The organism is Salmonella sp. SAL04196 (genome assembly GCF_046550835.1).
GTDB lineage: Bacteria > Pseudomonadota > Gammaproteobacteria > Enterobacterales > Enterobacteriaceae > Salmonella > Salmonella enterica.
The window spans coordinates 84,245-96,237 of the sequence record NZ_JBGDXE010000003.1; the positions used below are offsets into that span (position 1 = coordinate 84,245).

15 protein-coding genes are annotated in these 11,993 nt (G+C 50.2%); 5 read left to right on the forward strand and 10 right to left on the reverse strand.

Annotation, left to right across the window (positions count from 1 at the left end; genetic code table 11):
• Positions 1–7 precede the first annotated feature (7 nt).
• Entirely contained in the window at positions 8–109 is a 102-nt protein-coding gene (gene pyrL / locus ACLJPE_RS13145; protein WP_000249504.1) for a pyr operon leader peptide, read from the reverse strand.
• On the opposite strand from pyrL, the gene ACLJPE_RS13150 reads away from it, so the two are divergent.
• Positions 89–229, forward strand: coding sequence for a hypothetical protein (locus ACLJPE_RS13150; RefSeq protein WP_077905461.1), 141 nt, complete (start codon positions 89–91; stop codon positions 227–229). The genes pyrL and ACLJPE_RS13150 overlap by 21 nt on opposite strands.
• Here ACLJPE_RS13150 and ACLJPE_RS13155 read toward each other — a convergent pair.
• The 5 genes from ACLJPE_RS13155 to arcA form a co-directional block, all read right to left on the reverse strand.
• Positions 199–687, reverse strand: a complete 489-nt coding sequence (locus tag ACLJPE_RS13155; RefSeq protein ID WP_000666051.1) for an arginine repressor — start codon at positions 685–687, stop codon at positions 199–201. The genes ACLJPE_RS13150 and ACLJPE_RS13155 overlap by 31 nt on opposite strands.
• A gap of 186 nt (positions 688–873) precedes the next feature.
• Positions 874–2,277 carry a YfcC family protein gene (locus tag ACLJPE_RS13160; RefSeq protein WP_000514438.1) on the reverse strand — a complete coding sequence of 468 codons (1,404 nt, stop codon included), beginning with the start codon at positions 2,275–2,277 and terminating at the stop codon, positions 874–876.
• Between the two features lie 55 nt (positions 2,278–2,332).
• Entirely contained in the window at positions 2,333–3,337 is a 1,005-nt protein-coding gene (gene argF / locus ACLJPE_RS13165) for an ornithine carbamoyltransferase (RefSeq protein WP_000237031.1), read from the reverse strand.
• Between the two features lie 111 nt (positions 3,338–3,448).
• Positions 3,449–4,381, reverse strand: a complete 933-nt coding sequence (gene arcC, locus ACLJPE_RS13170) for a carbamate kinase (RefSeq protein WP_000428751.1) — start codon at positions 4,379–4,381, stop codon at positions 3,449–3,451.
• 10 nt (positions 4,382–4,391) lie between these two features.
• Positions 4,392–5,612, reverse strand: coding sequence for an arginine deiminase (arcA, locus tag ACLJPE_RS13175; protein WP_000410844.1), 1,221 nt, complete (start codon positions 5,610–5,612; stop codon positions 4,392–4,394).
• Positions 5,613–6,287: 675 nt separating this feature from the next.
• Here arcA and ACLJPE_RS13180 point away from each other — a divergent pair.
• On the forward strand, positions 6,288–6,740 hold the full coding sequence (locus ACLJPE_RS13180; protein ID WP_000583457.1) for a YhcH/YjgK/YiaL family protein: 453 nt from the start codon (positions 6,288–6,290) through the stop codon (positions 6,738–6,740).
• Between the two features lie 72 nt (positions 6,741–6,812).
• On the opposite strand, the gene argF (ACLJPE_RS13185) is transcribed toward ACLJPE_RS13180, so the two are convergent.
• Entirely contained in the window at positions 6,813–7,817 is a 1,005-nt protein-coding gene (argF, locus tag ACLJPE_RS13185; RefSeq protein ID WP_000103041.1) for an ornithine carbamoyltransferase, read from the reverse strand.
• Complete coding sequence (argL, locus tag ACLJPE_RS13190; RefSeq protein WP_371045364.1) at positions 7,787–7,966, reverse strand: putative translational regulatory protein ArgL; 180 nt, start codon at positions 7,964–7,966, stop codon at positions 7,787–7,789. Before argL ends, argF (ACLJPE_RS13185) begins: the two co-directional genes overlap by 31 nt.
• A 16-nt stretch (positions 7,967–7,982) precedes the next feature.
• Here argL and rraB point away from each other — a divergent pair, with 16 nt between their 5' ends.
• Both rraB and miaE read left to right on the forward strand, forming a co-directional pair.
• Positions 7,983–8,399, forward strand: coding sequence for a ribonuclease E inhibitor RraB (rraB, locus tag ACLJPE_RS13195; protein WP_000002940.1), 417 nt, complete (start codon positions 7,983–7,985; stop codon positions 8,397–8,399).
• Positions 8,400–8,410: 11 nt separating this feature from the next.
• Entirely contained in the window at positions 8,411–9,223 is an 813-nt protein-coding gene (gene miaE / locus ACLJPE_RS13200) for a tRNA isopentenyl-2-thiomethyl-A-37 hydroxylase MiaE (protein WP_000218452.1), read from the forward strand.
• Between the two features lie 243 nt (positions 9,224–9,466).
• Here the strand turns inward: miaE and ACLJPE_RS13205 are convergent, their stop codons facing one another.
• Positions 9,467–9,955, reverse strand: a complete 489-nt coding sequence (locus tag ACLJPE_RS13205; RefSeq protein WP_410966013.1) for a DUF3617 domain-containing protein — start codon at positions 9,953–9,955, stop codon at positions 9,467–9,469.
• Between the two features lie 106 nt (positions 9,956–10,061).
• On the reverse strand, positions 10,062–10,565 hold the full coding sequence (locus ACLJPE_RS13210; RefSeq protein WP_001519079.1) for a GNAT family N-acetyltransferase: 504 nt from the start codon (positions 10,563–10,565) through the stop codon (positions 10,062–10,064).
• 194 nt (positions 10,566–10,759) lie between these two features.
• Between ACLJPE_RS13210 and ACLJPE_RS13215 the strand changes: the two genes are divergently transcribed.
• Complete coding sequence (locus tag ACLJPE_RS13215) at positions 10,760–11,947, forward strand: YjgN family protein (RefSeq protein ID WP_039513707.1); 1,188 nt, start codon at positions 10,760–10,762, stop codon at positions 11,945–11,947.
• The last annotated feature ends 46 nt before the right edge of the window (positions 11,948–11,993 follow it).

Below are 11,993 nucleotides of genomic sequence, written 5' to 3' on the forward strand. Positions count from 1 at the left end.
AAGCCCCTCAATTGAGGGGCTTGGTATTGGTTTTCAACGGAAAGAAAAACGGCAGGCCTGCGTCCTTTTTCAGACGCGGTAAGACAGAATGTCGTACACACTGAACCATGCTTCCTCCCGGCAAATTGTCCGCGATTATACTCAGCTCTGTTTGGGGATCAAGCAATTAATGCATGATTTACTCATCGCAAACGGTTCTTATGAATTTAAATTCATTTTAAGCAAATAATTAATTTGTTTGTGTACCAGCGCCGTGCGCTGAACGACCCGTGGTGCGACCCAGACAATACTGCTACCGGCAACGACGCCGAGAATTTCCGGCAATGCGTGGTAATCCAGAATTCTCGCGACGGCGCGACCATAACCTGCCGCCGTATGGATAAGGATAAATTCGCTATTATGTTCAACGCTGACGACCATTTCGGCTATTGAACGTCCGGCATCCGGCGAAGGACGCCGCTGGGGATTTACGGAATAAATCTTTTGTCCCTTCGTATTTCTGATTTTTATTGCGCCCAGCAGCTTGAGCAGGCGCGAAACCGTAGACTGACTAATACCTTCAAATCCCTCATTTTGTAAATCGCGGCGAATCTCCTCCTGGGACAGGTAACTTTTTTCACTAATCAGGCGCTGACAAACCGCCAGTTGCTGTTGTTCTTTGGCGGAGTAATCATCGTATTCCTTCATAAATGCACCTTATCTTTATTATTGATATCAACGGACTGGCGAAATTCATCACATTTGTCACATTGATTGCGGATCAATCGGGCGGTTTTGCAGGAAAATGAGAAGCCGATCAAAAAAGGTGACGGCGTGCCTGATGGCGCTGTGCTTATCAGTCCTGTCGGATAAGGCGCGTCGCCATCTGGCTCGTTACATCATCGCTCCGATGCTCAGTACCGCCATATTCAGCAATGTCAGGATCAGCAACAGCGGCGCGACCCATTTCAGATAGCGGACATAGGGAACCCGCGCGATTGCCAGACCGCCCATGACCACGGCGGAGGTGGGAGTAACCAGATTCACAATCCCGGAGGCCGACTGGTAGGCGGTTACGACCAAATCCCGTTGTACGTGGGCAAAATCCGCTAACGGCGCCATAATGGGCATCGTCAATACGGCAAGACCGGAAGAGGAGGGCACCAGGAAGGAGAGCAATACTTCCAGCCAGTAGGTTACGTTTATGAAAATGGTGGTAGAGAGGCCGGAAACCAGACTTTCCGCGCTGTGCAAAATGGTATGGGTAATCATACCGTTATCCATGACCACCACAATGCCGCGCGCGATACCAATAATTAGCGCCACGCCGAGCAAATCCCGCGCGCCGTCGATAAAGGTACTGGTGAACGCTTCCTCACCCATCCGCGTTATCACGCCAACGATAATCGCCGCCGCCAGAAAAACGCCGGAGATTTCCGCCATCCACCAGCCGAGAACCGCCACGCCGTAAATCATCACCGCGAAAGAGGCGGCGAAGATCAGCAGCACCCATTTCCGGGTAGCCGTAAACTCCAGCAGTGTATTGGCGCGATTGCCGAGGAAATGGGCGCGATTTTCCTCCATTTTATCCGCCACGACAGAAAGCTCAGGATGGGCGCGGACTTTGCGCGCATAGCGCATTACCCAAAACACGCACAGTACGTAGCCGACAATTAACAGCAGTACGCGCATCAGCATTCCCTGAGTAAAAGGGATGCCGGCGGCGTTGGCGGCAATGACCGTGGCGAAAGGGTTAATGGTCGAACCGAGCGTGCCTATCCCGGCGCCGAGCAGTACGGTTGCCGCCGCCACTAACGGATCGAAGCGGGCCGCCATCATAACTGGCACCAGCAGCGTGTAGAAGGGCAACGACTCCTCCGCCATGCCATAGATAGTGCCGCCTGCGGCGAACAGCGCCATCAGAATGGGGATCATCCACTCATCTTTGCCGTTGAGTTTGACTGTTACCCGTTCAATACCGGCATCAATCGCCCCCGTTTTATTCACCACCCCCAGAAAGCCGCCGATAATCAAGACAAACAGCGCGACGTCAATGGCGCCGGCGGTGTAGGTTTCGTGGTTATAGAGGCCGTCAATCGGCGCCAGTAAAACAGCGGTAATCCCTTGCGGATGCGCGTCCACGGGGGCATACGTTCCCGCCACCGGCACCTCTTTTCCCAGCGTGGCGTTCATCGCCATTTGGTATTTTCCCGCCGGCACAATCCAGGTCATCACCGCGACCAGGGCAATAAGAATAAACAGGATGGTATAAGCGGTGGGAAATTTAAATTTACCCATGATGTTCTCTCCTGATATCACGGATATGCGCCGCGAGGGCGCATATCCTGTGGGATTAGTCGCCGAGCGTCGCCACCATGACCGCTTTGATGGTGTGCATCCGGTTTTCCGCTTCATCGAAGACTATCGAGCCTGCGGACTCGAACACCTCTTCCGTGACCTCCAGTCCTTTCAGGCCGTAAGCCATTTCGATTTCGCGTCCCACTTTGGTGTGCTCGTTATGGAAGGCGGGCAGGCAGTGCATAAACTTCACATCAGGATTACCGGTAGCGTTTACTACCTGCTGGTTGACCTGATATGGCGTCATCAGACTGACGCGTTCCGCCCAGGCTTCTTTGGGCTCTCCCATCGAGACCCAGACGTCGGTATAGAGGAAATCCACGCCGTGAACGCCGTCTTCAACGCTCTCCGTTAAGGTGATACGAGCGCCGGTAACGCTGGCAATTTCCCGGCACTGCGCGACCAGCGCGGCATCAGGCCAGAAGGACTTTGGCGCTATCAGGCGGATATCCATGCCCATCTTCGCCGCGCCCACCATCAGCGAGTTGCCCATGTTGTTGCGCGCGTCGCCCAGGTAGGCGAAGCTCAGTTCCGGCAGCGTTTTACCCGGCGCGTGTTCCAGCATGGTCATCAGATCGGCCAGGATCTGGGTGGGGTGAAATTCATCGGTCAGGCCGTTCCAGACGGGAACGCCCGCGTATTCCCCCAGCTCTTCCACAATGTGTTGACCAAAACCGCGATATTCGATGCCGTCATACATCCGCCCCAGGACGCGAGCAGTATCTTTCATGGACTCTTTATGGCCGATCTGCGAGCCGCTTGGGCCGAGATAAGTCACCTGCGCGCCCTGGTCGAAAGCGGCGACTTCAAACGCGCATCGGGTGCGGGTAGAGGTTTTTTCAAAAATCAGCGCGATGTTTTTGCCGATCAGCGTTTGCTTTTCGCATCCGGCTTTTTTTGCGGCTTTCAGCTCAATAGCCAGATCGATGAGGTGTTGGATTTCCGCCGGGGTGTAGTCAAGCAGCTTCAAAAAGTTACGATTTTTCAGTGAAATAACCATTACAATATCCTTGTTAAAATGAATTGCCTGATGGCGCTGCGCTTATCCGGCCCACGGTTATGCGCGCTCTGTAGGCCGAATAAGGCGGAAGCCGCCATCCGGTAAAAAGCCTTATGCGTCAACGTCGGCGGTTTCACACCGAATCAAAGTGCCTTTCTCGCCCGCGAGAATGGCTTGCCCATCCGCCAGCGAGCCGATTCCGGCAATGCCGCGGCAATGGCTGACAAACTCAGCGCAGGCGGTCACTTTCGGGCCCATCGAACCGGCGTCGAACTGCATTTCACGAAGCAGCTCCGGCGTAACTTGCGCCAGCGGGCGTTGGGTGGGCTTACCCCAGTCGAGATACACCGCGTCGGCATCGGTCAGAATGAGCAGCGCGTCGGCGTGAATTTGGCTGGCAAGCAGGGCGGCGGACAGATCTTTGTCGATCACCGCCTCGATACCGTGGTAGCCATCGGCTTTTTCCACGACCGGCACACCGCCGCCGCCGTTACAGATAACCAGGTGATCGCGGCTAATCAGCGCGCGGATGGCATCGTTTTCCACAATGCGTTTCGGCTGCGGGGAGGGCACAACGCGGCGGAAGGCGTTACCGTCGGCTTTGAATACCCAGCCCTTTTCTGCCTGTAACGCACGGGCCTGCGCTTCGTCGTAAATCGGTCCGATATATTTGGTTGGATTGAGGAATGCCGGGTCGTTGGCATCGACTTCGACCTGGGTGAGCAGGACGCTGATTTCACGCTCCGGCAGATGATTCTTCAGCGCCTGTTGCAGCATGTAGCCAATCATGCCCTGGCTTTCCGCACCGAGAATATCGAGCGGGTAGGGCGTAACGTTAGCGTAGGCGCTATTTTGTAGCGCCAGCAGTCCTACCTGTGGGCCGTTGCCGTGCACTAACACCACGCGCCATTGCCGGGTAAGCTGGGCGATGGTTCTGGCCGCCAGTTCGATATTTTTACGCTGAATATCAGCCTCCAGCGGTTCGCCGCGTTTGAGCAGCGCATTGCCGCCCAGCGCGACGACCAGTGTGCGTTTGTTTTCCATAACGTCTCCTTTAAATACCATCGCGTTCCAGTGGACAGCTCATGCAGCGTGCGCCCCCGCGCCCGCGACCCAGTTCATCGCCGGGAATGGGAAGGACGGTAATGCCGGCTTTGTCGTATTTTTCGTTGGTCCAGATGTTGCGCTCATAGCCCACCACCACGCCGGGACGCAGGGTGAGCACGTTATTGGCGTCATTCCACTGTTCGCGCTCAGCTTCAAATGCGTCGCCGCCAGTGGTGATTAAGCGCACCTGATCGATGCCAAGCGCTTTTTCAAGAGCATGAACCAGCGTGCTCTCCTGGGTTCGTTTCAGACCGCCGCGTCCGTCTGGCGTCAGCGTCCAGCACTGAACGTCCGGGCGAACGACTTCCGGATAGACGGAGAAGGTGTCGATATCAATGTGGGTCATGACGGTGTCAAGGTGCATACAGGAGCGATGTTTTGGCAGTTCAACGGCAATGACGCGTTCCGCCTGACGATGTTTAAACAATGCCTGCGCCAGGAACTCGACACCCTGCGGCGTAGTACGTTCAGACATACCGATCAACACCGCGCCGCGGCCAATCACCAGCACATCGCCGCCCTCTAAAGTGGCGTGGTCGTAATTAATGTCCTCGTCGCCGAAATATTTAATGAAATCACCGCCTGCGAATTGAGGATGCCAGCGATAAATAGCACGTAAATTATTCGTTTCACGTTGGCGTGCAGGTTTTGCCATGGGGTTAATTGAGACGCCGTTATATATCCAGCAGGACGTGTCACGGGTAAATAGGTGATTCGGTAATGGCTTCATAATAAAGTCATTAATATCGTGAGTATCGACCACCATATTTTTTATGGAGGCGGGGATTTCACCGTAAGTTAAACCGCCGCTTAAATGGCGAGCCAGTTCACGGTGCGGCATATCCGCCAGCCAGGCGCGAATATCTGCGGCAAAGGTGGGCCCAAGGCGATAATCGGAAATTTGCGTGTCCAGTAGCCAGGCTTTAGCGTCAGCCACATCCAGCGTTTGGGTGAGCAGGTCGGTTAACAGCAACACTTCTATCCCTTGCTGGCGCAGCGTGTTGGCAAAAATGTCATGCTCTTCGCCAGCGCGCTCTACGGATAATACATCGTCAAAAAGTAATTCCTGACAATTTGAAGGGGTAAGTCTTTTTAGGCTGAGATTGGGACGATGCAACATTACGCTGCGTAATTGACCAATTTCAGAACCGACAAAATGCTTTTCCATCATTATACCTTTTACATAATTTCAAGAATAAAGAAGGAGTGGCTGCAAATATTTAGCGTGCTTGCAGTCGCGGCGTTTCAGTTAAATTCGGGAGCAATGATTGAATTTTATTTGGGTTGTTAATGTGATGAGATTCACATCAATCAAGGAGTGCTATTTTTCTTATTTAATATATGAGCCGGGTCAGAGAAATTCAAAAAACAATAAGGCATTAAATGAATTACTACGCAGCTATATGGTTTGTTATTTTTTTATTGTTAATTATTTGTTTGTTGTATTGAATTATATTTAAATCTTAACTAATTGAAAATAAAGTGATTATTTTTAAGTGTTGCATAACTATGCGTGAAGGGGATTTTATTATCGGAGATATTTAAATAATTTAAAAATAACTATGGATAGAGAAGTCATTTATGCGGGGAGAGCGAATTGTGATCGCTAAAACGTTTTTATGTTAACGCCTTTAATATCAAAGGGTTGTTAGTGATGGCGATTTGGCGCCGCTGGGGTTTATGCATAGGTACTGCATAAAGTTGGGCGAACTATTAACAATATATAAACACCGCTGGCGATAAACATGCGCTGGCGCAAAATCGATGAGAGTAAGGGTAGTATGGCAGCCATTTTTCTCGTATAAAGAGAAAAATAAAACGCTGTTTTAACTAAGGGGATGCGATGATTATTGGCAATATTGAACATCTGGAGGCCTGGCTGCCGACGGCGTTACGGCAGGCGATTGAGCACGTCAATGCGCATGTCACGGCAACGACCGCGCCAGGTAAGTATGACATTGACGGCGACAGGCTGTTTTATATGATTTCTGAAAATATGACGGAGCCGGGCGAATCGCGCAGCGCAGAGTATCACGCCCGTTATCTTGATATTCAGATTGTGCTACAAGGTCAGGAAGGGATGGCATTCAGTACCCGGCCTGCAGGAACGCCGCACACGGACTGGCTGACGGATAAAGACATTGCATTTTTACCGACGAGCGTCGACGAGAAAACCGTCGTCCTGAACGAAGGCGACTTTGTGGTGTTTTATCCCGGCGAAGTGCATAAGCCCCTGTGCGCGGTGGGAGAACCGGCGCGGGTACGTAAAGCGGTTGTGAAAATGCTGATGGCGTAATATTTTGTTCGGATGGCGGCGCCTGCACGTTGCGATTTTGTAGGCCAACCGCCATCCGGCATCATAACGACATTATTTAGACAGCGTCGCTACCATTACTGCTTTGATGGTATGCATTCGGTTTTCCGCTTCATCAAAGACAATGCTGGCCGCAGACTCAAAAACCTCGTCGGTCACTTCCATCCCGCCATGTAAACCGTACTCTTCGGCCATTTTTTTGCCAAGCGTGGTTTCGTCATCATGGAACGCAGGCAGACAATGCAGGAACTTAACCTGCGGATTGCCGGTTAACGCCATCATCTGGCTGTTGACCTGATAATCACGCAGCAGGGCAATACGCTCCGCCCATTTCTCTTTGGGTTCGCCCATAGAGACCCAAACATCGGTATAGATAAAATCCGCGCCTTTTACGCCCGAGGCGATATCTTCGGTCAGGGTGATGGCGCCACCGTTCTTTTTCGCCATGGCGCTGCACTCCGCCACTAACGCGGCTTGCGGCCAGCAGGCTTTTGGCGCGACCAGACGGAGATCCAATCCTGTTAACGCGGCGGCTTCCAGCATGGAGTTACCCATGTTATTACGCGCGTCTCCGGCATAGACCAACGTCATCTCGTTAAAGGCTTTACCCGGCAGATGTTCCTGCATGGTGAGCAGATCCGCCAGTAATTGCGTTGGGTGATACTCATCGGTTAAACCGTTCCATACCGGCACACCGGAATATTCAGCCAGCGTTTCGACGATCTCCTGGCCATATCCTCGATACTGAATACCGTCAAACATCCGGCCCAGGACGCGGGCAGTATCTTTGATGGACTCTTTATGGCCGATCTGGCTCCCGCTGGAACCCAGGTACGTCACGCGCGCCCCCTGATCGTATGCGGCAACTTCGAAAGAGCATCGTGTCCGGGTCGAGTCTTTTTCGAAGATGAGCGCAATATTTTTACCCACCAGCTTTTGTTCTTCTTTACCGTTTTTCTTATCGGCTTTCAGTTTGGCGGCAAGCTGCAACAGAGCAGTGAGTTCACTGGCGGTGAAATCAAGTAACTTTAAAAAAGGTTTTTGGTAAAACGTAGACATACTTCCCTCACATGGCTTAGGCCTCTCATTGAATTAAAATTCACTTTATATGGATGATTATTCATTTGCAACCCTGTTTGATAAAACTTTTCTCGATAAGGTGGAGGCAACGTCGGCGGTATGTGACAATAAGAGTATCGGCAGGACATCTATGAGGAACGAGCTATGGCAAACCCGGAATTACTGGAAGAGCAGCGTGAAGAAACGCGGTTAATTATTGAAGAGTTACTTGAGGACGGCAGCGATCCGGATGCGCTGTACACTATCGAGCATCACCTTTCCGCTGACGATTTCGAAACGTTGGAAAAAGCCGCGGTAGAAGCCTTTAAACTCGGCTATGAAGTGACGGAGCCGGAAGAGCTGGAAGTGGAAGAGGGCGATACGGTTATTTGTTGCGACATCCTCAGCGAGTGCGCGTTGAACGCCGAACTCATCGACGCTCAGGTTGAGCAACTGATGAACCTGGCGGAAAAATATGATGTTGAATACGACGGCTGGGGAACCTATTTTGAAGACCCTAATGGCGAAGAGGGTGACGACGACGATTATGTCGATGAAGATGACGACGGCGTGCGTCACTAAAGCTGTATAGTATGACGGTACGGCAGCGTCTGCTGTCGTATTTTTTTAACAGGTTACGTATGAATTACCCGCAAATACTCTCTCCGGTGCTTAATTTCCTGCATTGCCCGACGCCGCAGGCGTGGATTGTCCAGGCCCGCGATCCGCAAAATCTTCCTCTTCTGCTTACCGATCACTTGATCTGCGAACTGAAGGCTGCGCAAACCGCGTTGCTGTTGGTGCGTAAATATGTCGCCGATAAATCGGGCGCCGACGCGCTGCTCGCCTGGCTGCAACCTTACGAGGCGTTCGCGTTTCGTCAGGGGCCGGAGCCGGATTTCGTTGCCCTGCATAGACAGATTAGCAAAAGCGCCATGCCGCAAACTGATGACCCCTGGGGTCGTCAGCTGATCGACCGTATGGTGTTATTGATTAAAGAGGAGTTGCACCATTTTTGGCAGGTACGCGAGGTCATGCAGGCCAGAAACATTCCTTATGTGAAAATCACCGCCAGCCGCTACGCGAAAGGAATGTTGAAAGCGGTACGCACGCACGAACCGCTCACCTTAATTGATAAGCTGATTTGTGGGGCGTATATCGAAGCCCGCTCCTGCGAACGTTTTGCCGCTCTGGCGCCCTGGCTGGATGAGGATTTACAGACGTTTTATCTCTCGCTTCTGCGCTCCGAAGCGCGGCATTATCAGGATTACCTGGCGCTGGCGCAGCAGATTTCCGCCGAGGACATTTCTGCGCGCGTGCGCTATTTTGGCGAGGTGGAAGCTGACCTTATCTTGTCGCCAGACCGCGAGTTTCGTTTTCATAGCGGCGTGCCAGCCGCCGGATAAAGGGTAAAATTAAAGATTAGCGTTTTTATCTTTTACGCTGTCGCTGTCTGCAAAATTTGTGGTGGTCATCCGCCCGGCATCAAGCTGCTGGCGAGCAGGAAAGGTCATTTTCATGATATTCTGTTCTGAGTAAAGCCTGCCAGCGGCAGGCAAAAAGAACTCACTCAGTGTTATATTCCCGAAAGGTGACCGTGAACAATGCCATTATTGCATCAATCACTACGGGTTTTTGTGTTGAAATAGTTACTGTTTCACGCCTTTTGACGCTTCAGAGCAGGTCTTGCCAACAAAGGTTTGTTTAATTTTGTTGATGGAGGTTGTTTTATTACCTCCTGCATCGACATCCGATTTCATGGTCATCACAAATTCTGTATCGCTTATTTTCGTCGTTTCTACAATAGAGTGCGATTTGGCATCAGGATTATTACACACAGTCTCATTGATCAGTTTGGTATCCGTACTTTCTACAAATGTTGTCGTGCAACCGCCTGCACTGGTAGAAAAACCCTTCACCATTTTTTTAGAATCTTCAGACATTTTAGGGGTATAACACATAAGCGTCGCTATGCCCGAATTTTTTTCATCCATTAATACTTCTTTTGTATCTGGATTGATGGTGCGCATTTCTATATTTTCCATTTTCCATTCGCCGGGCTGTATATCTAAAGCATATACATTAGAGATACTAATAAACATAGCGGGGAAAACAATTGCTGATAATAGGTGTTTCATTTATAACTTCCTTGAATAATAAGTGATTCCCGGATAACAGGATGTTTCCGGGATTACTTATATCAGCAAAAATAATACCTGGCGAGGATAAATAAACGCCTGGTTTTCAGAGATCCTTTAACATCCTCACTTCGCAATCGACATGTCCGGTGCAGCCGAGCGGTTCGCTAATATGTTCAAATCCTAAACGTTCGTATAGCGCAATCGCCTCGCGTAAAAAAGCCGTTGTTTCCAGATAGCAGCGTTTAAAACCCTGTTCACGGGCATGATCCAGCGCCATCAGCGCCAGCTTTTTCGCCAGCCCCTGGCCACGAATCACCGGTAAAAAATACATTTTTTGCAGTTCACAAATGTCTGGTTCGCTACAGGATAACGGCGCCACGCCGCCGCCGCCCACCACACAACCGTTTTGCTCTACCACCCAGTAGGCCGCGCCCGGTTGGCTATAAACCTGATACAGTTCATCCAGATTGGGGTCGGCAACGGTATAACCTTTATCGGCGGTAAGTCCGTATTCCGCTGAAACCTGACGGATGACACGGGCAATAGCGGCATTGTCGGCGGTAGTGATTCGGCGCACCGTGAGCGTTGGCGAGGCGACATTATTCATAATATGGCTCAATTTTTAAAATTTATTTATAGATTACTTTAATACCACCGTCTTGAGTCACGCGCAAGGAGATCCTGAATCAGACAAAATAAAAGGCGGAAAAATTAAACAAAAATAGTATCGTAGTCAAATCAGTAACAATTTACTGGTTTTTATTATTAATTCTAATAGATTGTAATTCAGGGATATGATTCATGAATAACGTTATCAGTAGTAAAGATAACCATAATCACACGTTGGTGTTTACAGGCAAGGGCGGAAAGTATTTTGTTATTTGCCTTGTGAATTTCTTGTTGACGTGTATCACGTTGGGAATCTATGCGCCGTGGGCGATGGTGAAATGTCGACGTTATATTTATACTAATATGACGCTAAACAATCAGCCTTTTGCTTACAAAGCCACGGGCGGCGCATTATTTATTAGTGTGTTGTTAGTTTTTATTATTTATATTGTTAGCCTCTCTCTTATTGAACACGGTCATCCCGGTCTCGGTTTTACGCTATTCGGCTTATTAATTGCGATTATTCCTTTTATGGCGGTGAAAGGATTACAGTATCAGGCGATGATGACTTCGCTTAATGGCGTACATTTTGGATTCCAGTATTCCATGCGGCGCGCCTGGTGGTACATGTTCGCTCTCCCGGTACTCCTGATGGTGGCGCTTTATATTGTTCTTTATATTATCTCACTGGTAACCATCGCCGTCGGCGGTTTAGTGTTCAATATCGTTTTTCTCGGTTTGCTGGCTATTATTGGGATAGGGGTCATTAACGGTATTACCTACAGCAAATGGATGACCTTGTTTGGCAATGGCGCAAACTTTGGCATTCATCGTTTCTCGATTCAGGTTAATGTTAAAACGTGCATCAGAGGGTGCGTGTTGGCAATGTTGACCCTTTTCCCTTTTGCTGTCGTGATTGGTTATCTAATCGCGCCGGTGTTCACCGACATGATTCTTTTGAGTATGATGGGGAATGCGCAGGCAGGAGGGGCGCTTATTCTGCAATATTATGGCCAGATAATGGCATGTTATTTCCTCTATTTTCTCGCGATTATTGTGGTAACCAGTTACTTATATGTGGCGTTACGCAACCTGTTTTTAAACAATTTGTCACTGGCGAACGATTCGATTCGTTTTCATTCCTCTGTCACTGCACACGGTATGCTGTGGCGGTTACTGGTGGTGTTTGTGATTTCCGGCGTGACCTTAGGGCTGGCTTATCCGTGGTTGAAAATTTGGCTGGTGAGCTGGCTGGCGCAGAATACACAGGTCCAGGGCGATCTGGATTCGCTTGAGTTAACCAATGATGAGAAGCCGCTGGAAAACAGCCTGCTAATGTGGATTTCTCGTGGCATTATGCCTTACTTCCCGTTTATCTGATGTAAAAAGGCCGACGTTTACGTCGGCCCATAATTCATGTTGTCGG